This is a genomic window from Sphingomonas parapaucimobilis NBRC 15100 (assembly GCF_000787715.1).
Lineage (GTDB): Bacteria > Pseudomonadota > Alphaproteobacteria > Sphingomonadales > Sphingomonadaceae > Sphingomonas > Sphingomonas parapaucimobilis.
Genome location: NZ_BBPI01000025.1, coordinates 42376 through 61834, shown reverse-complemented (window position 1 = coordinate 61834; position 19459 = coordinate 42376). Strand labels below are relative to the sequence as shown.

At 66.3% G+C, this 19459-nt stretch carries 19 protein-coding genes; 7 read left to right on the top strand and 12 right to left on the bottom strand.

Annotated features, from left to right (window positions below):
- Window positions 1-61: 61 nt before the first annotated feature.
- Entirely contained in the window at window positions 62-733 is a 672-nt protein-coding gene (gene rpiA / locus SP5_RS04680; protein WP_042484786.1) for a ribose-5-phosphate isomerase RpiA, read from the bottom strand.
- A gap of 264 nt (window positions 734-997) precedes the next feature.
- Between rpiA and SP5_RS04675 the strand changes: the two genes are divergently transcribed.
- From SP5_RS04675 to SP5_RS04665, 3 genes are read left to right on the top strand one after another with little or no spacing between them, the layout of a single operon-like run.
- Entirely contained in the window at window positions 998-2182 is a 1185-nt protein-coding gene (locus tag SP5_RS04675; protein ID WP_083748062.1) for an efflux RND transporter periplasmic adaptor subunit, read from the top strand.
- A 7-nt stretch (window positions 2183-2189) separates the two neighbouring features.
- Window positions 2190-5417: a multidrug efflux RND transporter permease subunit gene (locus SP5_RS04670; protein WP_042484784.1), complete on the top strand. Its 3228-nt coding sequence runs from the start codon at window positions 2190-2192 to the stop codon at window positions 5415-5417.
- Window positions 5417-6988: an efflux transporter outer membrane subunit gene (locus tag SP5_RS04665; protein WP_084220560.1), complete on the top strand. Its 1572-nt coding sequence runs from the start codon at window positions 5417-5419 to the stop codon at window positions 6986-6988. The genes SP5_RS04670 and SP5_RS04665 overlap by 1 nt, the downstream gene beginning before the upstream one ends.
- 67 nt (window positions 6989-7055) lie before the next feature.
- Here SP5_RS04665 and SP5_RS04660 read toward each other — a convergent pair whose 3' ends face one another.
- The 6 genes from SP5_RS04660 to SP5_RS04635 all read right to left on the bottom strand — a co-directional run bounded on the left by SP5_RS04660 (window position 7056) and on the right by SP5_RS04635 (window position 9813).
- Entirely contained in the window at window positions 7056-7421 is a 366-nt protein-coding gene (locus SP5_RS04660; protein WP_042484780.1) for a phasin family protein, read from the bottom strand.
- A gap of 111 nt (window positions 7422-7532) precedes the next feature.
- A complete protein-coding gene (locus SP5_RS04655; protein ID WP_042484777.1) occupies window positions 7533-7991 on the bottom strand; it encodes a hypothetical protein in 459 nt (152 codons plus the stop codon).
- Window positions 7988-8446, bottom strand: a complete 459-nt coding sequence (locus tag SP5_RS04650) for a hypothetical protein (protein WP_042484774.1) — start codon at window positions 8444-8446, stop codon at window positions 7988-7990. Before SP5_RS04650 ends, SP5_RS04655 begins: the two co-directional genes overlap by 4 nt.
- Window positions 8447-8498: 52 nt before the next feature.
- The gene (locus tag SP5_RS04645; protein WP_174435505.1) at window positions 8499-8846 is read right to left on the bottom strand and encodes a hypothetical protein; all 348 of its coding nucleotides are present in this window, start codon (window positions 8844-8846) and stop codon (window positions 8499-8501) included.
- Between the two features lie 53 nt (window positions 8847-8899).
- Window positions 8900-9460: a helix-turn-helix domain-containing protein gene (locus SP5_RS04640; RefSeq protein WP_052811402.1), complete on the bottom strand. Its 561-nt coding sequence runs from the start codon at window positions 9458-9460 to the stop codon at window positions 8900-8902.
- Window positions 9461-9612: 152 nt separating this feature from the next.
- The gene (locus tag SP5_RS04635; protein ID WP_042484770.1) at window positions 9613-9813 is read right to left on the bottom strand and encodes a hypothetical protein; all 201 of its coding nucleotides are present in this window, start codon (window positions 9811-9813) and stop codon (window positions 9613-9615) included.
- A 394-nt stretch (window positions 9814-10207) separates the two neighbouring features.
- On the opposite strand from SP5_RS04635, the gene acnA reads away from it, so the two are divergent.
- Window positions 10208-12895: an aconitate hydratase AcnA gene (gene acnA / locus SP5_RS04630; RefSeq protein ID WP_042484768.1), complete on the top strand. Its 2688-nt coding sequence runs from the start codon at window positions 10208-10210 to the stop codon at window positions 12893-12895.
- A 58-nt stretch (window positions 12896-12953) separates the two neighbouring features.
- Here the strand turns inward: acnA and SP5_RS19450 are convergent, their stop codons facing one another.
- From SP5_RS19450 to SP5_RS04620, 3 genes are read right to left on the bottom strand one after another with little or no spacing between them, the layout of a single operon-like run.
- Window positions 12954-13190, bottom strand: a complete 237-nt coding sequence (locus tag SP5_RS19450; protein WP_167334677.1) for a hypothetical protein — start codon at window positions 13188-13190, stop codon at window positions 12954-12956.
- Between the two features lie 44 nt (window positions 13191-13234).
- Window positions 13235-13909, bottom strand: coding sequence for a hypothetical protein (locus tag SP5_RS04625; RefSeq protein WP_052811401.1), 675 nt, complete (start codon window positions 13907-13909; stop codon window positions 13235-13237).
- Between the two features lie 4 nt (window positions 13910-13913).
- Window positions 13914-15128 (bottom strand): TIGR04063 family PEP-CTERM/XrtA system glycosyltransferase, encoded by a 1215-nt coding sequence (locus SP5_RS04620; RefSeq protein WP_042484767.1) that lies wholly within the window; start codon window positions 15126-15128, stop codon window positions 13914-13916.
- Window positions 15129-15225: 97 nt separating this feature from the next.
- Here SP5_RS04620 and SP5_RS19445 point away from each other — a divergent pair, with 97 nt between their 5' ends.
- Both SP5_RS19445 and SP5_RS04615 read left to right on the top strand, forming a co-directional pair.
- Window positions 15226-15387 (top strand): hypothetical protein, encoded by a 162-nt coding sequence (locus SP5_RS19445; protein ID WP_167334676.1) that lies wholly within the window; start codon window positions 15226-15228, stop codon window positions 15385-15387.
- Window positions 15380-16765 (top strand): putative O-glycosylation ligase, exosortase A system-associated, encoded by a 1386-nt coding sequence (locus SP5_RS04615; protein WP_042484765.1) that lies wholly within the window; start codon window positions 15380-15382, stop codon window positions 16763-16765. Before SP5_RS19445 ends, SP5_RS04615 begins: the two co-directional genes overlap by 8 nt.
- Here the strand turns inward: SP5_RS04615 and SP5_RS04610 are convergent.
- Both SP5_RS04610 and SP5_RS04605 read right to left on the bottom strand, forming a co-directional pair.
- Window positions 16740-17666, bottom strand: a complete 927-nt coding sequence (locus SP5_RS04610) for a right-handed parallel beta-helix repeat-containing protein (RefSeq protein ID WP_042484763.1) — start codon at window positions 17664-17666, stop codon at window positions 16740-16742. The genes SP5_RS04615 and SP5_RS04610 overlap by 26 nt on opposite strands.
- 94 nt (window positions 17667-17760) lie before the next feature.
- The gene (locus tag SP5_RS04605; protein WP_042484761.1) at window positions 17761-18333 is read right to left on the bottom strand and encodes a type 1 glutamine amidotransferase domain-containing protein; all 573 of its coding nucleotides are present in this window, start codon (window positions 18331-18333) and stop codon (window positions 17761-17763) included.
- Between the two features lie 123 nt (window positions 18334-18456).
- Here SP5_RS04605 and SP5_RS04600 point away from each other — a divergent pair, with 123 nt between their 5' ends.
- Window positions 18457-19458: a DNA topoisomerase IB gene (locus SP5_RS04600; protein ID WP_042484758.1), complete on the top strand. Its 1002-nt coding sequence runs from the start codon at window positions 18457-18459 to the stop codon at window positions 19456-19458.
- Window position 19459: the final 1 nt, after the last annotated feature.

Genomic DNA, 19459 nt, shown 5'->3' with positions numbered 1-19459 from the left:
CATCCTCTTTAAGTGCGATCGAACGCCTCGGCGCTCGCTCTGGTTGCCATGCGGGGCCGCCTTAGCGCGGGTTCCGTTCCCGTTCCAGCCGGGTAACGACCCCATTGTCGGCGATATAGGCGGCGTCGATCTCGGACAGGAACAGGCCGTGCCCGACGATGCCCGGAATCGCCATCAGCGCCTCCGCCAGCCCCGGCAGGTCGGCATCGTCCCAGCCATGGCCGTCGACCACGATGTTACCATTGTCGGTTCGATAATCGGTACGGTCGTCAAGCCGTTCGAAAAGCCCGGAAAGCCGTTCCACCACGAAGGTGCGGGCGAAGGGCAGGATCTCGATCGGCAGCTTGACGTCGTGCAGCCGCGCGACCCGCTTGGAGCCATCGGCAATGACGATCATCCGGTCGGCGGCGGCCGCGACGATCTTTTCCCGCAGCATCGCCCCGCCAGCCCCCTTCACGGCGGACAGGTCGGCGACGATCGCATCCGCGCCATCGATCGCCAGGTCGATCCGCGCCACCCCGTCGAACGGCCGGACCTTCAACCCGAGCCGCTCGGCCAGTTCCGCACTGGCCCGCGAGGTGGCGACCGTCTCGATGGCGAGCCCCCGCTCGGCAAGCAGGGCGATGACATGGGCGGCCGTCGACCCGGTGCCCAGCCCGACGAGCATATTGTCGCATACCTCATCCACCGCGGCGGCGGCAGCCAGGCGCTTATCGGCATCACGATCGTTCATGTACGTTGAAAATGCTTCGGAAACCCAAAGGCTCCCGCCGCCCGCGCTTTTGCCGCACCGCGACAAATTGCGACAATTAAGACGGGCATTTTAGGCCATGATCGCTTGCCTTTTTGAACCGCGTTCGTGCAATTTGACACAGGTCAGCAACGTTCTGCCGTCTCGCGCATTAAGGCGCGGGCCGGCTCCGCGGCAAATTTCAGGCAGGTGAACGAATTGAATTTTGCAGGTTTTCGCGGACGCCCGGTGTTTGCCGGGACGGCCATGGCTCTCGCACTGGTCAGTTTGTCGGCCTGTGGCGGCGGAGACAAGAGCAAGGCGAAAGGCGGTGCAGGCGGGCAGCAGCAGACCCCGACCGTCGGTTACGTGACCGTCCAGCCGACCAACGCGCCGATCGTGAGCGAACTCGCCGCGCGCACCACCGCCTTTGAAAGCTCGGACGTGCGGCCCCAGGTGACCGGCGTCATCCGCCGCCGCTTCTTTACCGAAGGGACGCTCGTGAAGCGCGGCCAGCCGCTCTACGAGATCGACCCGCGCCTGTATCGCGCCTCGGTCAACCAGGCCGCCGCCAATCTGCAAAGCGCGCAGGCCAATGCCGAGGCGACGCGAACGCTGGCCGAACGCTATCGCCCGCTGGCGCAGATCGAGGCGATCTCGAAGCAGGACTATACCAACGCCCAGGCCAGCGCGCGCCAGGCCGCCGCACAGGTGGCGCAGACCCGCGCCGCGCTGGAGACGGCGCGCGTGAACCTGCAATTCACCACCGTCCCCGCCCCCATTACGGGCCGTATCGGCCGCTCGCTGTTCACCGTCGGCGCGCTGGTCAGTGCGGGCCAGACCGATCCGCTGGCACAGATCCAGCGGCTCGACCCGATCTTCGTCGATATCCAGCAGTCCGCGACCGACCTGTTGTCGCTGCGCCGCAGCCTGTCGGCGCGCGACGGCCTGATCCCCGCCAGCGCCCGCGTGACGCTGAGGCTGGAAGACGGCACCGACTATGGTCAGACCGGCACGGTCGAATTCGCCGAGGCGGTGGTCGATCCGCAGACCGGCACCGTGACGCTGCGCGCGCGCTTCCCCAATCCGCAGGGCTTGCTGCTGCCCGGCATGTTCGTGCGCGCGCGCTTTGCCCAGGCGATCGACACCAGCGCCTTCCTGGTCCCGCAACAGGCGGTATCGCGCGATCCGAAGGGCAATGCGACGCTGTTCGTCGTCGGCGCGGACAGCAAGGTCCAGGAGAGGAAGGTCAGGGCCGAGCGGACCCAAGGGGCCTATTGGGTCGTCACCGACGGGCTAAAGCCCGGCGACAAGATCGTGACCCAGGGGCTGAACAACCTCCGCCCCAACCAGAGCGTGCGCGCGGTGCCCGCCAACAGCCCGCAAAAGGTGCAGCCCCCCTCGCCCGAACAGTTGAAAAAGATGCAGGCCGCCAAGGGCAAGGCGGGCTGACCGGATCATGCTCAGCCGCGTCTTCATCGATCGTCCCATCTTCGCCTGGGTCCTTGCCATCATCGTCATGCTGGCGGGCGTCGGCGCGATCATGGGCCTGCCCATCGCGCAATATCCCGACGTGGCCCCGCCCCAGGTGTCGATCCGCGCCACCTTCCCCGGCGCGTCGGCCCAGACGCTGCAGAATTCGGTCACCCAGGTCATCGAACAGCAGCTGACCGGCATCGACGGGCTGCTCTATTTCCAGTCGTCCTCGTCCAGCCGCGGCTCGGTGACGATCACCGCCACCTTCGCCAAGGGCACCGATCCCGACATCGCGCAGGTGCAGGTCCAGAACCAGGTCCAGCAATCGGTCGCGCGCCTGCCGCAGCAGGTGCAGCAACAGGGTCTGGTCGTCCGCAAGTCGAACCCCGACTTCCTGTTGATCGCGGGCGTCTATGACGAGACGAACCGGATGACGAACCAGGACGTCGCCGATTATCTCGTCTCCAATCTCCAGGACCCCCTGGGCCGCATCCAAGGCGTCGGCGACACCAATGTGTTCGGTTCGCAATATGCGATGCGCATCTGGCTGAACCCGCAAAAGCTGGCCTCCTACCAGCTGATGCCCTCCGACGTGACGACCGCGATCCAGAACCAGAATACCGAGGTCGCGGCGGGCGAGGTCGGCGGCACGCCCTCGGCAACGACGCAGATGCTGAACGCCACCGTGACCTCGCAGTCGCGGCTCCAGACGCCCGAGCAGTTCCGCGAGATCATCGTCAAGACGCTGAACAACGGCGCGACCGTCAAGCTGTCCGACGTGGCCCGCATCGAGCTGGGCGCGGAAAGCTATGCCGCGGTCAGCCGGATCAACCAGCATCCGGGTGCCGGTATCGCCGTCCTGATGGCACCGGGCGCTGACGCGCTGAAGACCGCCGAACTGGTCAAGGCCGAGATCACCCGCGTCGCCAAGGGCTTCCCGCAAGGGCTGAAGATCGCCTACGCCAACGACACGACCGCCTTCATCAAGCTGTCGATCGACGAGGTGGTCAAGACGCTGATCGAGGCGATCATCCTGGTCGTCATCGTCATGTTCGTCTTCCTGCAAAGCTGGCGCGCGACGCTGATCCCGACGATCGCGGTGCCGGTCGTGCTGCTGGGCACCTTCGCCATCTTCTATCTGGCGGGGTTCTCGATCAACACGCTGACCCTGTTCGGGCTGGTGCTGGCGATCGGCCTGCTGGTCGACGATGCGATCGTGGTCGTGGAGAATGTCGAGCGCCTGCTCGAGGAAAATCCCGACATGACCCCGCGCGAGGCGACGATCGAGTCGATGAACGAGATCACGGTCGCGCTCGTCGCCATCGCGCTCGTCCTGTCGGCGGTGTTCCTGCCGATGGCGTTCTTCGGCGGGTCGACCGGCGTCATCTATCGCCAGTTCTCGATCACCATCGTCTCGGCGATGATCCTGTCGGTCGCGGTCGCGATCATCCTGTCCCCTGCCCTGACCGCCAGCCTGCTGAAGCAAAAGGCCAAGGAGCATGAGGACGGCGCATGGCTGGAGCGCAAGGCGCCCCGCGTGGCGCATGTCCTCCAGCGGGCGAAGGACGGGTTCAACACCCGCTTCGACTGGATGGTCGGTAAATATGTCTCGGGCGTGCGCACCGTCGTCGACCGCAAATGGCTGTTCCTGCTGATCTATGCGGGCGTCGTCGCGCTGCTGGCGGTGCTGTTCCTGCGCCTGCCGACCGGCTTCCTGCCGACCGAGGACCAGGGATCGGCCATCGTCCAGTTCCGCCTGCCCGCCGGGGCGACCCAGGGCCGCACCATGGAAGTGCAGCGGCAGGTCGAGCAATATTTCGCCCAGCATGAGGGCAAGAACGTCAAGGTCCTGTTCTCGGTTTCGGGCGGCGGCGGTGGCGGCACCAGCGGCCAGAACACCGGCCAGGGCTTCATCAACTTCGTCGACTGGGCCGACCGCAAGGGCAAGGAGAACAGCGCCGACGCCATTACCGGCCGCGCCTCCGCCGCGTTCCGCGGGCTTCGCGATGCGCAGGTCTTCGCGCTCGTGCCCCCCGCCATTCGCGGTCTCGGCCAGTCGGACGGCTTCACCATGGAGCTTCAGAATATCTCCGGCATGCCGCTGGACAAGTTCGAGGCGGTGCGCGACCAGCTGCTCGCCAAGGCCAATGCCGACCCGATCCTGGCCTCGGTCCGCCTGACCGAGCTTCCCGATATCGCCACGCTGCGCGTCGATCTGGACCAGCAGAAGCTGTCCACGCTGGGCCTGACGCAGCAGCAGGTGAACTCGACCCTGTCGACCGCCTGGGGCGGGCAATATGTAAACGACTTCATCGATCGCGGCCGCGTGAAGCGCGTCTTCGTCCAGGGCGATGCGCCCTATCGCTCCGAACCCGAGGACCTGAAGCAGTGGTTCGTGCGCGGGTCGAGCGGCCAGATGGCGCCCTTCTCGTCCTTCTCGACGATCAACTGGGGCGTGGCGCCGACCACCCTGTCACGGTTCAACGGCATCCCCTCCTATGAATTCCAGGGATCGGCCGCGCCCGGCTACAGCTCGGGCGACGCGATGAAGCGGATGACCGAACTGGCCGCCGAAATCCCCGGCACCTCGATCGCCTGGGCGGGTCTGTCCTATCAGGAACGGCTGTCGGGCGGACAGGCGCCGATCCTGTACGGCCTGTCGATCCTGGTCGTCTTCCTGTGCCTCGCCGCGCTCTACGAAAGCTGGTCGATCCCGTTCGCGGTGCTGCTGGTCATTCCGCTGGGCCTGATCGGCGCGGTCGCCTTCGTGACGCTGCGCGGGCTGACCAACGACGTCTATCTCCAGATCGGTCTGCTGACGACCATGGGGCTGGCGGCGAAGAATGCGATCCTGATGATCGAGTTCGCCGAACAGGCGGAGAAACAGGGCAAGCGTGTGATCGACGCCGCGCTGGAGGCCGCCAAGATCCGTCTGCGGCCGATCCTGATGACCAGCTTCGCCTTCATCTTCGGCGTGCTGCCGCTCGCCATCTCGACGGGTGCGGGCGCGAACAGCCGTATCGCCATCGGCACCGCCGTGATCGGGGGGATGCTGACCGCGACGGTGCTCGCGATCTTCTATATCCCGCTGTTCTTCGTGCTGGTCCGCCGTTCGGTCCGCAACGGCCTGGCGCGACTGCGGGGCAAGCCGATGAGCGAACATGGCGCGGGGCATCGCCCCGCCCCCGAAGGCGGAGCGGAGAAGGCCTGATGCGTATCCTGTCCCCCCTGCCTGCCTTGTTGCTCGCCGCGACCGCGCTGTCGGGCTGCTCGCTGGCCCCAAAATATGAGCGGCCCGCGACGCCGGTGCCGCCCTCCTGGCCGGTCGGCGACGCCTATCTCCGCCAGTCGGAGGCCGCCCTGCCCACGGTGCGCTACAGCGACATCTTCCGTGATGCGCGGTTGCAGCAGCTGATCACCCAGGCGCTGGCCAACAACCGCGACCTGCGCGTGGCGGCGGCGAACATCGCCTCCACGCGCGCACAATATCGGATCCAGCGCGGCAGCCTGCTCCCGCAGGTGGATGCGACCGGCCGCTACAGCTATACCGAACGGGGATCGAGCGGTGCGGGTTCGCAAGCGGTTGGTGGCGGTACGGGCACCGGCGGGGCGGGTACGGGAACCGGCACCGGCACCGGCACCGGCACCGGGGGTGTCGGAAACGGCACGGGCGGGACCGGCGGCACGGTCGTCACCGGCGCGAATGGATCGGGCAGCGCCTGGTCGGTCAATCTCGGTACGACCGCCTTCGAACTCGATCTGTTCGGCCGCATCCGTTCGCTGACGGGCGCGGCGCTCGACCGTTACTTCGCGACCGAGGCGGCGGCGCGCGCGACCCGGCTGACGCTGGTCGGTGACATCGCCGATGCCTGGCTGAATTACGGTGCGGACCAGAGCCTGCTCGCCATCGCGCAGCAGACCGCTGCCAGTGCCGAGCGCAGCGTCACGCTGACCCGCGCCCGGCTCCAGGGCGGCATCTCGCCGCGTACCGACTTACGTCAGGCCGAACAGGTGCTGGCGACGGCGCAGGCCGACCTGGCGCTCCAGAAGACCGCCGTGGCGCAGGACGTCAACGCGCTGCAACTGCTGGTCGGCGCGCCGATCGACACCGCGCTCCTCCCCCGCTCGATCGAGGAAGCCGCCCCGACCGTCGCGACGCTGCCCGCCGGGCTGGATTCGGGCATCCTGCTGCGCCGTCCGGACGTGGTGCAGGCCGAATATCTGCTGCGCGCCACCAATGGCCAGATCGGCGCGGCGCGGGCGGCGTTGTTCCCGCGCATCTCGCTGACCGGGCTGGTCGGCTTCGCCAGCACCGCGCTGACCTCGCTCTTCTCGGGCGGCAGCTTCAACTATTCGGTCGCCCCCTCGGTCAGCTACCCGATCTTCCAGGCGGGAGCGGGGATCGCCAACGTCCAATATTCGCAGGCCCAGCGCGACGCGGCGCTTGCAACCTATGAAAAGGCGATCCAGACCGCTTTCCAGGAAACCGCCGACGCCCTCGCGCGGCAGGGCACGATCGACGACCAGCTGGGCGCCAATCGCCGCTTCCTGAACGCCGCGAGCGATACCTATCGCCTGACCGAGGCGAGCTATCGCGGCGGGGTGACGCCGTTTCTGAACACGCTGGATGCGCAGCGCTCGCTCTATTCGGCGCAGCGGACGGTGGTCGCGACGCAGCTGACGGCGGCGAGCAACCGGGTGACGCTCTATCGGGTACTCGGCGGGGACTCGCTGCTGGAAGCGACCGCCGATGGACCGGTGGCGCTCGGCCCCGGCAATTAGGCGACAGGGCTACCCTCACCCTTCCGACCCACTTGAGGGAGGGTCGGAAGGGTGAGAGGCTTCGCGTTTAATCCTGCTTCGGACGAACGGCGCCGACCGCGTCGCGACCGAATTGCACGATCATCTCGCCGATCTCGCGCGCCTGCGACATGGAGCGGTTGCCCTGCTCGCGCAGGAACTCGGTCTGGATGCGCATCACATCGCCCAGATCCTTGGCCGACGCGGCCGAGCGCATCGCAGCGAAGGCTTCGCACGTGTTGGTCTCGGCCTGTTCCAGCATCTTGAGCGTGACCTGCGAACCGCCCTCGGCCATCTTCTGGCCCGAGGCCTGCATCGCCTCGCCCGCGCCCTTCATCCGGTCGGTGAAGGCGCCCGCGCCCATATCGCCACCGATCGCGCCCGCGCCGCCGCCTGTTCCGATATCCTCGGCCATGTCCGTCTTCTCCTATGGTTATGCCCGTATCGGTTGAACCCCCGGAGGGTTCAGGAGTTGCACGGCGTTACCGCCGTGTCCGCAAAGTTCACGATCCGGTCCGAACGTGACTCAAAGGCGCGTGAAATATCCGTTCAGGATCGTGATCATCTTCTCCGTCGCATGCAGATGGCCGTTGTCACGCCGTTCGACCCACCCGCGCGCCAGCAACAGCTTGATCCATCGTCCGCCGACCTGGCAGCTTGGCGACAGCCCGGCCATCTCCAGCAGCGCGGCGTCATTCTCCTGCCCCTCGGCGTGAAAGACGGCGAGCGCGATCTCCCATGCCGGATCGCCGAACATGTCGGCATCGCCCCCGGCGATCACGCGAACCTCCTGATGGTGCTTCAGGATCATCGCGGCGCATTCGCGCGGCGTCGCCACGCGCGGCGGACGCGGCACGGGGACGCCGCTCGCATCGCCCGAAATGGCCTGGATGCGCGCCTGCACATCCGCCATCACAGCCGCGAAGCGCCCGAAGCTCGCCCGGTCCTCGGCGGGCCAGTGCAGCAGTCGCAGATCGCCGTTCATCGGATACCCCGCCAAGGCAGCGACCAGTCGGGGTCCGTGCCGTATCGCGCCAGCCTGATCCGGTGCCGCAGCACCCCGGCCGCCAGCAGCAGCAGCATGGGATAGGCCAGCTTGCCACCCGCCTGGGCATACATCCATGGCATCAGCGCAGTGTCGAACCCCTTGACCCCATGAATCCCGACCGCCAGCAGATGCAGCGCGGCCAGCCAGAGCGGCCAGAAGCGATTGGCGAGCAGCGCGACCGCCATCAACCCGCCCATCAGTGCCACGTCGATGACGAGTTCCAGCGTCTCGACGCTGCGGAAACTGGTGGAGGGATCGAACGGCAGCACGATCGTCGCCACCGAGGCGCAGAGCAGGATGACCGCCGTCGCCCGCTCCGGCCAGCCGCCCAGCGCCAGCGCATAGAGGCAGACCAGCCCCTGAAGGATGTTGAAGACATAGATGTGCGTCACGGCGTGCCCCGCTGGCCAGGATGGGAGAAAGACACGCCGCGCCGCGCCGGGATCAGGCGGCCGCGCGCAGCGGCAGGGCCTCGACGATACCCGTCGTCTGGGGCGGCTTGGGGCGGTTGTCGCCATATTCGTCCGCATCGAAACCGATGGTCTGGCCGACCTTTTCCAGGATCCGGTGGCTCTGCACCGCATGGCCGCGCGCCTGGCCGATCGCCATCATCGCCTGGCCCAGCATCTCGAACGCATGCTGGCCGACCACCGCGGACAGCCGCGCTTCTGCCCGTGCCCGAGGCAGCGCCATCGCCAGTTCGCCTGCCGTGGCGAATGCCGTGTCGAGTTCGTTTTCCAGCTTCCACAGGAGCTTGGTCACCTGAAGAGCCGCTTCATGTTCCGTCGTCATCGCCTGTGCCCCCTGATTTTTCATCCATGCGCGCCGGGCGGCATGGAGGATGGTCATCCGGCAAGGTGCGTCAAACGTCCGATCACCCGGGTCATCACGTCGAGTCCCGTCGCCAGCATGCCGAAGCCGATGGCGAGTGCGACGGCGATCGTGGGAACCCAGAGCAGCCTTTCGGCCATGCTCATGTCGTTGCGTGTCTGCCCTTGCCGCCGGACGGGGAGAGACAAGCGGGGCGATGCGTGGACATGGCCGTCCTGCACCGCCCCGCCGACCGTACTCCCATCCGGTGCCATCGGAAGTGGCACGGGCGGCGGCTCGGGAACCAGCCCCGTAGAATCGGGTATGATTTTATGCGGGGTAGCTTCTTCTTGTTCTTCAATAACTTGGTCGATCGACTGAATGTCCGCCTGGGCCTCATGATCGGCCAGCGCCATCGCCGCTTCGCGCCGGTTGCGCGCGCCGAGCAGCCGCACCGCCTCGGCCAGATAGCTGTCGACGGTCGACTTTCCCAAGCCGAGTTCGGTGGCGATTTCCTTCGAGCCCTTGAGCGCCTTGACCCCGCGAAGACATTCGCGATGGCGGCGGGTAAGCAGGGCGAAGCGTTCGGGCGTCATCTCATTTTCCGGTCGCGCCGGATATCGGTCCAGCCATGACGCCTGCCCTAGCCGGATGGACAGCGGCTCGCCAAGCCGTTCCGTCTCCGATGCGGGGGCTTTGAGCCATTAATAATCAGGGTTAACCGCACTCTGCATTTCATCCAGGCTGGTCAGTCCTTCCGGGGCGGCACGTGAATCGCTTCGATCGAATCGAGCGCCTGGAGCAGGTCATCGAACGCCGTATCCTCATGCACGGGAAAAGAACGGCGGAATCCCGAACCCAGCACGTCCAGGTCACGCTGGGTCAACAGGCCGACCGCCACGATCGGATCGGGACGGCGAGCGTCCTTGCGCGGTGGATGGGCGGTCATATCCGCCACCGCCAGCGCGGCTCGGCGAACGCACGCCCGTCCGCCGATCCCGTCCGCCCCGAAGGGGCATATAAGATGGCCGACCGTTCATCCTTCAGGGCACGCATGATCCGAACTCCATTCATGATCATCTGAACCCGCTATCGACCATGGCTGTTCCACGCATTTTCAACGCTTGCGACCAGCCGCCCGCCGCGCCCCGCCCCGGGCGGCGCGGTGGATCGGGACCGGCCCGAAGTTGCGAATGGCTTTCACTGCGCTGCACCCTTCCCTGTCGGGCAACCCCTTGCTAAGGCCCCTTGCGTCAACCGGAGATTTCCCCGGCGCGCCCGCTCGCGGCTGCATGCTGCCGTGTCCCACTGGGCGTGCCCGGCTCGACCATGAAGGGACGCCCATGACTGCGATAGGCCAGGACAGCCTGAACACCCGCTCGACCCTCGACGTCGACGGCAAGAGCTATGATTATTACAGCCTCGCCAAGGCTTCCGAGCAGCTCGGCGACATCAGCCGCCTGCCCTTCTCGATGAAGGTGCTGCTGGAGAATCTGCTGCGTTTCGAAGACGGCAAGACCGTCACGCGCGAGGATATCCAGGCGATCGTCGACTGGCAGAAGACGCAGCGTTCGGACCGCGAGATCCAGTATCGCCCGGCCCGCGTGCTGATGCAGGACTTCACCGGCGTGCCTTGCGTGGTCGACCTCGCCGCGATGCGCGACGCGATTACCAAGCTGGGCGGCGACGCGGCCAAGATCAATCCGCAGGTTCCCGTCCACCTCGTCATCGACCACTCGGTCATGGTCGACGAGTTCGGCACGCCGCAGGCGTTCGAGGATAACGTCGACCTCGAATATCAGCGCAACATGGAACGCTATGAGTTCCTGAAGTGGGGTTCCAAGGCGCTCGACAATTTCTCGGTCGTTCCGCCGGGCACCGGCATCTGCCACCAGGTGAACCTGGAATATATCGGTCAGGCCATCTGGTCGTCGACCGAAAGCGGCGAGCATGCCAAGGGCGGTGCGACGATCGCATACCCGGACACGCTGGTGGGCACCGACAGCCACACCACGATGATCAACGGCCTGGGCGTGCTCGGCTGGGGCGTCGGCGGGATCGAGGCGGAGGCCGCGATGCTGGGCCAGCCCGTGTCGATGCTGATCCCCGAAGTCGTCGGCTTCAAGCTGACCGGCAAGCTCCAGGAAGGCATCACCGCCACCGACCTGGTGCTGACCATCACCCAGATGCTGCGCGCCAAGGGCGTGGTCGGCCGCTTCGTCGAGTTCTACGGCCCCGGCCTGTCGTCGATGACGCTCGCCGACCGTGCGACGATCGCCAACATGGCGCCCGAATATGGCGCGACCTGCGGCTTCTTCCCGATCGACGACAAGACGCTCGACTATATGCGCCTGACCGCGCGCTCGGACGAGAACGTCGCCCTGGTCGAGGCCTATGCCAAGGCGAACGGCTTCTGGCGTCATGACGATGCCGCCGACCCCGTCTTCACCGACACGCTGGAACTCGACATGTCGACGGTCGTCCCGTCGCTCGCCGGTCCGAAGCGTCCGCAGGACAAGGTCGTCCTCACCGAGGTGGACGACGTGTTCAACGCCGACCTCGCCAAGGTGTACAAGAAGGATGCCCCGGCACGCGTCGCGGTCGAGGATCGCGGCCATGACATCGGCGACGGCGACGTCGTGATCGCCGCGATCACCAGCTGCACCAACACCTCGAACCCGTCGGTGCTGGTCGCCGCTGGCCTGGTCGCGCGCAAGGCGAACGCGCTGGGCCTGAAGCCCAAGCCCTGGGTCAAGACCTCGCTCGCCCCCGGTAGCCAGGTCGTCACCGATTACCTCGACAAGGCGGGCCTGACCGCCGATCTCGACGCGATCGGCTTCAACCTGGTCGGCTATGGCTGCACCACCTGCATCGGCAATTCGGGTCCGCTCGCCGAGCCGATCTCGAAGGCGATCAACGGCAACGACATCGTCGCCGCCTCGGTGCTGTCGGGCAACCGCAACTTTGAGGGCCGCGTCTCGCCCGACGTGCGCGCCAACTTCCTCGCCAGCCCGCCGCTGGTCGTCGCCTATGCGCTGAAGGGCACCGTCACGCAGGACATGCGTGAGACGCCGATCGGCCAGGGCAAGGACGGCCAGGACGTCTATCTGAAGGACATCTGGCCCACCAACGACGAAGTCCGCACCCTGATGGATGCGAACATCGACGACGAGATGTTCCGTTCGCGCTACGGCAACGTCTATGCGGGCGACGCCAAGTGGTCGGCGATCGAGGTGACCGGTTCGGACACCTATGCCTGGCCCGCCGCGTCGACCTATGTCGCCAACCCGCCCTATTTCGAGGGCATGGAGATGACGCCGAAGCCCGTCACCGACATCATCGAGGCCAAGCCGCTCGCCATCCTGGGCGACTCGATCACCACCGACCACATCAGCCCGGCCGGTTCGATCAAGGCCGACAGCCCGGCAGGCACGTTCCTGCAGGAGCATCAGGTCGCAAAGAAGGACTTCAACTCGTACGGCGCGCGTCGTGGCAATCATGACGTGATGATGCGCGGCACCTTCGCCAATATCCGCATCAAGAACGAGATGGTGCCGGGTGTCGAAGGCGGCATGACGAAGTATGACGGCGAAGTGATGCCGATCTATGACGCCGCGATGCGTCACAAGGCCGACGGCACGCCGCTCGTCATCGTCGCGGGCAAGGAATATGGCACCGGATCGTCGCGCGACTGGGCGGCGAAGGGCACCAACCTGCTCGGCGTGCGTGCGGTCATCACCGAGAGCTTCGAGCGTATCCACCGCTCGAACCTGGTCGGCATGGGCGTTCTGCCGCTGCAGTTCGCCGAGGGCGTGACCCGCGAGACGCTGAAGCTGGACGGCAGCGAGAGCTTCACCATCCAGGGCGTGGCCGGTCTGCGCCCGCGTCAGGATGTCGAGGTGATCCTGGCCCGCAAGGACGGCTCGACCGAGACCTTCCTGACCAAGTGCCGCATCGATACCGTCAACGAGCTGGAATATTTCCTGAACGGCGGCATCCTGCAGTATGTGCTGCGCAACCTGGCGGCGTAACACCCGCTAGAGACGCGAAAAGGCCCGTCCGGAGCGATCCGGGCGGGCCTTTTTTGTGTCACGCGAAGCCGCGATGGCGCGAAGGGAAAAAAGAGTTGTTCGCGCGGAGGCGCGAAGGCGTGGAGAGACAGGCCGCGCGGCAGCGCGCACAGATCATCGACAGCTCGAGAATAGAGGGCCGCTGGCGCGGCAAGGGCGAATTCTCCGCGTCTCCGCGTGAACCATCCTTCTTGGCGTCATCGCGCCTTCGCGTGAACGAAATTTCTGATGCTTCCCCGGCAACGGCGGGCATCATGTCACAGGTTTTGCAGCAATGCTTCTTACACGAGAGGAATGGGATCAGTCCGCCCGCTTCAGCTTGCGCAGCGCCGTCTCACGCTCCAGCCGGTCGAGCAGCGTCTCGATCGACTCATCCTGTCGATCGGGCAGCGGCAGGGCGGCTCCCTGTATCTCGGGCGCAGGCTCGCGCATGGGCGGGATCGGCATGGGTTCGGACGGAGCCGGACGCATGGGCTCGCGTGGCACCGACAGGATCGCATCCGGGTCATAGGCCGATAGCGGCTGGTCGAGATCGGCAGGCAGCGTGCGCTCGACCGTATCGTCCTCGACCGGCGGCGGCGGCGCGCCCAGTTCGGCGGCGTTGAGCGGGCGGCGTGGCGGCGCATCCGGGTGTCGATCCGAGCGGCGGACCACCGGCACATAATCCTCGTCGTCTTCGGGCACGCGCCTGGCACGCCGGGCGAGCAGACCGCCCGGCCCCCAGAGCAGATACGCGGTCGCCCAGGTCACCGACCCTGCCCCCAGCCCTGCGACCAGCGCAAGCAAGATACGCGCCTTCATACCCAGCGGCGGACGGGCGGCGGCAAGGATATCGCCCAGGCTCAAGCCCGCGACCAGCGAATTGAGCCGCCATTCGGGCGCGATCGTTGCCAGAAGCGCAAAAAACAGCCCGACGGCCCCGCCGATCCAAGCAGGTCCGAAGCGTCGTTGAGGGGGCATGGCGGTGAAGGTCATGGGTCTATATCTTCGCCCCGTTTAGCAATCGGTGGTAAACAGGTTCGTAACGCCGGATGTTCGACGCCCAATTCCGTTCCGTTTCAACAAAATCCCGGCCCGCCGCCCGTCGCGCGTCCCAACCGCCACGATCGGCCAGCAGGGCGGCCAGCGCATCGGCGATCGCGGCCGGGTCGTCGGGTGCGAACAGGGTGCCTGTCCGCCCGTCCTCGATCAGCTCGCGATGCCCGCCGACATCGGACGCGGCGACCAGCTTGCCCTGCGCCATCGCCTCCAGCGGTTTCAGCGGTGTGACGAGGTCGGTCAGTCGCATCTTCTTGCGCGGATAGGCGAGGATATCGACCATACTGTAATAACGCTCGACCTGCTGGTGCGGCACACGTCCGACAAAGCGGATCGCCGCCGCCACCGGCGAGCTGTCCGCCTGGGCGCGCAGCGCCGTCTCCATCGGCCCGCCGCCGACCAGCAGCAGCCGCGCCTTGGGTCGCGCCGCCACCAGTCGCGGCATCGCGGCGATCAGGTCGTCCAGCCCTTCATAATCATAGAAACTGCCGATGAAGCCGATCACCTCGGCATCGGCAAGGCCCAGTTCCTCGGCCAGCACGGCATCGCGGGCGAGCGGCTGGCCGAACAGCCCCAGGTCGACGCCATTGGGAGACACGATGATCTTGTCCTGCGGCAGCCCGCGCGCGATCAGGTCGCCGCGCAACCCTTCGCAGATCACCGCGATCGCATCGGCCCGCCGACAGGCCCAGCTTTCCAGCGCACGGGTCACGCGGTAGCGGGTGCTGCCCGCCGTGCCGGTGCCGTTGCCGACCGCGGCATCCTCCCAAAAGGCGCGAATCTCATAGACCAGCGGCAAGCGCCGCCGCCGGGCAACGGCAAGCCCGGCCAGCGCATCGAGCACGGGCGAATGGGCATGAAGGATATCGGGCTTGAATTCCGTCACCGCCCGGTCGATCGCCCGGATATGCGCAGCCAGCCCGGCGGCCTCGCCGACCAGTCCCCCGCGCATCGCGACCGGCGTTCGATAGAAGGTCAGGCCGTCGAGCGTTTCGACGGCGGCATCCCCTGCCCCCTGTCGCCCTCCCTGCCGAACACCCGTCACCGCCGCGACGTCATGCCCCGCCCCCTCCTGCGCCTTCAGGATGGCGCGGGTGCGAAAGGTATAGCCGCTTTGCAGCGGCAGCCCATGGTCTAGGATATGCAGGATACGCATCAGCTTACGACCTGTCATGCCAGCCCTTAACGCCGCGTCAACCGCCGGTTTATAAGCAGGTCGCGGTAGTGGCGTTAAGGGTTTGAGGACACGGGCGATGATCGACAGCTTTGCCCTTCTCCTCACCCATGGCCTGATGCTGGTCGCGGCATGGCGGCTGGTCGGACGGCGCGATCTGGACCAGGAGGGCGATGTCGGCCCCGCCGCGAGCCGGCATGGCCGGAAGCCCACGACCAAGCGGCGTCTCGACGATGCGTGACCTATTCCTGATCGGATTCCTGTTCAGCCTCTTCGCGCTGGGGCTGCGGCGGCCGTTCCTGATGGTGCTGGCCTATATCTATATCGACATCGTCTCGCCCCAGCGGCTGACCTATTATCTGCTCAACACCGTGCCCATCTCTCTGATGGCGGTGATCGCGGCGGTCGGCGGCTGGGCCTTGTTCGATGACAAGCGCGACAGCCGGTTCACCGTGCGGCAGGGCGCGATCCTGCTGCTGCTGGCCTATTGCGCGATGACCACCTTTTTCGGCGCCGACTTCCCCATCGAGGCGAGGGAGAAATGGGACTGGGTGTGGAAGGCGCTGGCCTTTGCCATCTTCCTGCCGCTGACCCTGCGCACCCGGCTCAGGATCGAGGCGCTGCTGCTGTTCATGATGCTGTCGGTCGCGTCGATCGTGATCGTCGGCGGGATCAAGACGCTGTTTTCCGGCGGCGGTTACGGCGAGCTGAACCTGATGGTCAGCAACAATGCCGGGCTGTACGAAGGCAGCATCATCTCGACCGCGGCGATCGCGGTCATCCCGATCATCCTGTGGTTCATGCGCTACGGCACGGTTTATCCGCCCGACTGGCGGGTGCGGGCGTTCGGCATCGGGCTGATCTTTGCCTGCCTGCTGATCCCGGTCGGCACCTCGGCGCGGACGGGGCTGTTGTGCATCGGGCTGCTCGCCATCCTGATGCTGCGCGATGTGAAGCGACGGCTGCTCTATATCGGCATGCTGGCGGTGGCGGGCATGGCGGTCGTGCCGCTGCTTCCCTCTTCCTATACCGAGCGGATGAACACGATCCGCAGCTATCAGGGGGACGAATCCGCCTCGACCCGGCTGGCGGTGTGGAAATGGACGCTGGGCTATGCCGCCTCCAACCCGTTCGGCGGCGGGTTCGACGCCTATCTTCAGAACAGCTTCCGCTACGACCTGACCGTGGTCGAGGGATCCGCGCATGACAAAAAGGTCGAGCGAAAGGTCACCACCGACCGCGCCCGCGCCTATCACTCCAGCTATTTCGAGATGCTGGGCGAACAGGGCTGGCCGGGGCTGTTCCTGTGGCTGGGCATCAACATCGCGGGACTTTTGCGGATGGAGGCCCTGCGACGGCGGTATCGCCAGGCCGACGATCCGCTGCACTGGGGCGGCCAGCTAGCGGGTGCGCTCCAGCACGGGCATATGATCTATCTGCTCGGCGCGGCCTTTGTCGGGATCGCGTACAACCCCTTCCTCTATCAGCTGATCGCCGCGCAGATCGGGCTGGATACCTATCTGACCCGCAAGTCCCGCGAGGATCGGTTCAAACAGGTGCCCGGTCGTCGCCCGCCGTCCAAACCTAGCCCGCTCAAAACCGCCGCGCGGTCGGCGTGATTCCCGCACCCAGGATATTGCCCCGGATCACCAGCGGCTCGCCCGACCAGTTGCCGACGAAGACTGGCTTGAAATCGACGCCGGGCGCCAGGCGGGCGCGGTTGTTCTCCACCACCAGGCCCGACGAGTCGTTCTTGGCCCCCTCCGGCGCGACGGTGATCAGCGTCGAGTGGTTGTCCTTGTCGCGGCCGAAAACGAACTCGTTGCCCGCGATCCGGCCCTTCGCACCGTTGGACAGGTCGATCATATAGTTGGTCGCGTGGCCCTTGCTGTCGTCGAAACTGCTGTCCAGCACCTCGACATAGGGTGCGCGGGTCTTGACGTAATGGCCACCCTGCCCATGCTCGAAACGGCAGTTTGTCACGCGTAAGGACTTGTAGCGCCCCATATAGATGCCGTGCGCGCCATTGCCGGTCGGGTCGTGGCCTAGCCCTGAAAAGGTCGAATGGTCGACGGTGACGGTGCCATTGGGGTCCTCGGCCGACAGGATGCCCGACTGGCTGTCGAGGAACATCGCGTTGCTGACCGCCAGCGGCCCCTTTTCGATGCGGATGCCCGCGCCATTGCCGTCGCCGACCTCGATATGGCTGAAGACGATGCCCTGGACCGAGGCGCCGCGCCCCCGCAGGACCAGCGCCGCCTTCCCCTCGCAGGCGATGCGGGTGAAGATGACCTTGCCCGGCTCGGTCGCGACGTACGCAATCCGCCCCGCCCCCTGGATCGCGCATTCGCGGTAGGTGCCCGGCGCGATGCGGATCGTCCCCTCGCCATCGCCGATCGCGGTGACCGCCGCCTGCAGCGTGGCAAAGCCGCGTCCCCCCACCATGAAGGGCTGGGCGCTTCCCTGCGCGAGGGCGGCCGCCGACGTCATGCCGAGAAGTAGGAGCGGAACCAGACGCATGGGGTCATCCTGGAAAAAAAGAACGGACGCCGCATCCTGCCACGCATGGGCACAGGATGCGACGCCCGTGAGCGTCCCGTGACGGGATAAAGGTTTAGGCCTCTTCGGTCTCGTCCTCGTCGGCCAGTTCCTCTTCCAGCGCGGTCAGGATCGCCTTGTTGAAGGCGGGGATGTCGTCCGGCTTGCGGCTGGTGATCAGGTTGCCGTCGACCACGACCTCCTCGTCCACCACGTCCGCGCCCGCATTGGACAGGTCAGTGCGGATCGAGGGGTAGCTGGTCAGGCGGCGACCGTCGATCACGTCCGCCTCGGCCAGCAGCCAGGGACCGTGGCAGATGGCGGCGACGATCTTGTCGTCCTCCATGAACTCGGTCACGATCTCGACCGCGCGCTCGTTCAGGCGCAGCTTGTCGGGGTTGCAGGTGCCGCCGGGGATGACCAGCGCGTCGTAATCGTCGGTGTCGACCTCATCGACGGTCAGGTCGGGGGTCGCGGTCTCGGCCTTGTTGATATCGCCCTCCATGCCCTGGATCGGGTCGGACTTGAGCGAGGCGAGCTGCACCTTGGCACCTGCGGCCTCCAGTGCCTTGCGCGGTTCGAAAAGCTCGACGGTCTCGAAGCCGTCGGCGGCGAGCATCAGGACGCGTGCCTGGGAAAGATCGGCCATGATGGAAAACTCCTGTCGGGAAATACCTCGGGGGAAAGGCCCTTCCAGAACCCGCGACCGCATCGGCCGTTCCGGAACGAAGCGACCGGCGGCGCATTTGCAAAGATGACCCGAGAGAGAGCGATGGCCACCCGTCTAGTCTATTGCGATGACAGCAAACCCGGCATCACCCGGACCAAGGTTCGCGGCCAATGGGCCTATTGGACCGCCAAGGGCGAGCGGATCACCGACACGGACGAGATCGACCGGCTGAACCGTATCGGCCTTCCTCCCGCATACAGGGATGCCTGGTTTTGCCCCCGCGCCAATGGCCATATCCAGGCGGTCGGCTGGGACGAGAAGGGACGCAAGCAATATCGCTATCACGCCGATTTCCGTGAAGCGCAGGAAGCGGCCAAATATGAACGCTGCGCCGCGTTCGGCCACGCGCTCCCCACCTTGCGCAAGCGGGTCGAGGCGGACCTGAAGAAGCGCGGCCTGTGCAAGGAGCGCGCGGTCGCCGCCGTCGTGCGGCTGCTCGACAACGGCCATATCCGTGTCGGGAACGAAGCCTATGCCGCGACCAACAAGAGTTTCGGCGCGACGACCCTGCGCAAGCGGCACGGCCAGGTGAAGGGCACGACCCTGCGCCTGCGCTATCGGGGCAAGTCGGGCAAGATGCGCGACATGACACTGACCGACCGTTCGCTCGCCAGCTTCGTGAAGCGGTGCCAGGATCTGGACGAGCAGCATCTCTTCGCCTGGGTCGACGACGAGGGCGCGGCCAATGCGGTCACGTCTTCCGATGTGAACGCCTATATCCGCGAAGCCACGGGCTGCGACTTCACCGCCAAGCATTTCCGCACCTGGGCCGCCAGCGTCGCCGCGTTCGAGGCGCTGGCGCTGGCCGAGGCGGACCTCAGCCTGAAGGCGATGCTGGAGCCGGTGGTCGAGAAGCTCGGCAACACGCCCGCCATCGCGCGCAAATCCTATGTCCACCCCTCGCTGATCGCGCTCGTCAAGAACGGGCAGGCGGCGTTTCGCAAGACGCTGCGCCTGCCGCGTGCGCGCGCGGGACTGTCCCGCATCGAATGCGGGCTGATCGCATTTCTGGAGGCCGGAACCCCGGCCAGCAAGGCGGCCTGAC

Excerpts from the sequence above, each read along its gene's own strand:
- SP5_RS04665 (WP_084220560.1), top strand. The coding sequence starts at position 5,417 with ATGCGTATCCTGTCCCCCCTGCCTGCCTTGTTGCTCGCCGCGACCGCG.
- SP5_RS04625 (WP_052811401.1), bottom strand. The coding sequence starts at position 13,909 with ATGACCTTCACCGCCATGCCCCCTCAACGACGCTTCGGACCTGCTTGG.
- SP5_RS04615 (WP_042484765.1), top strand. The coding sequence starts at position 15,380 with ATGCGTGACCTATTCCTGATCGGATTCCTGTTCAGCCTCTTCGCGCTG.
- SP5_RS19450 (WP_167334677.1), bottom strand. The coding sequence starts at position 13,190 with ATGATGCCCGCCGTTGCCGGGGAAGCATCAGAAATTTCGTTCACGCGA.
- SP5_RS04640 (WP_052811402.1), bottom strand. The coding sequence starts at position 9,460 with ATGACGCCCGAACGCTTCGCCCTGCTTACCCGCCGCCATCGCGAATGT.
- SP5_RS04600 (WP_042484758.1), top strand. The coding sequence starts at position 18,457 with ATGGCCACCCGTCTAGTCTATTGCGATGACAGCAAACCCGGCATCACC.
- SP5_RS04660 (WP_042484780.1), bottom strand. The coding sequence starts at position 7,421 with ATGGCCGAGGATATCGGAACAGGCGGCGGCGCGGGCGCGATCGGTGGC.
- SP5_RS19445 (WP_167334676.1), top strand. The coding sequence starts at position 15,226 with ATGATCGACAGCTTTGCCCTTCTCCTCACCCATGGCCTGATGCTGGTC.
- SP5_RS04670 (WP_042484784.1), top strand. The coding sequence starts at position 2,190 with ATGCTCAGCCGCGTCTTCATCGATCGTCCCATCTTCGCCTGGGTCCTT.
- SP5_RS04605 (WP_042484761.1), bottom strand. The coding sequence starts at position 18,333 with ATGGCCGATCTTTCCCAGGCACGCGTCCTGATGCTCGCCGCCGACGGC.
- SP5_RS04610 (WP_042484763.1), bottom strand. The coding sequence starts at position 17,666 with ATGCGTCTGGTTCCGCTCCTACTTCTCGGCATGACGTCGGCGGCCGCC.
- rpiA (WP_042484786.1), bottom strand. The coding sequence starts at position 733 with ATGAACGATCGTGATGCCGATAAGCGCCTGGCTGCCGCCGCCGCGGTG.
- SP5_RS04655 (WP_042484777.1), bottom strand. The coding sequence starts at position 7,991 with ATGAACGGCGATCTGCGACTGCTGCACTGGCCCGCCGAGGACCGGGCG.
- SP5_RS04645 (WP_174435505.1), bottom strand. The coding sequence starts at position 8,846 with ATGACGACGGAACATGAAGCGGCTCTTCAGGTGACCAAGCTCCTGTGG.
- acnA (WP_042484768.1), top strand. The coding sequence starts at position 10,208 with ATGACTGCGATAGGCCAGGACAGCCTGAACACCCGCTCGACCCTCGAC.
- SP5_RS04620 (WP_042484767.1), bottom strand. The coding sequence starts at position 15,128 with ATGCGTATCCTGCATATCCTAGACCATGGGCTGCCGCTGCAAAGCGGC.
- SP5_RS04635 (WP_042484770.1), bottom strand. The coding sequence starts at position 9,813 with ATGACCGCCCATCCACCGCGCAAGGACGCTCGCCGTCCCGATCCGATC.
- SP5_RS04675 (WP_083748062.1), top strand. The coding sequence starts at position 998 with ATGGCTCTCGCACTGGTCAGTTTGTCGGCCTGTGGCGGCGGAGACAAG.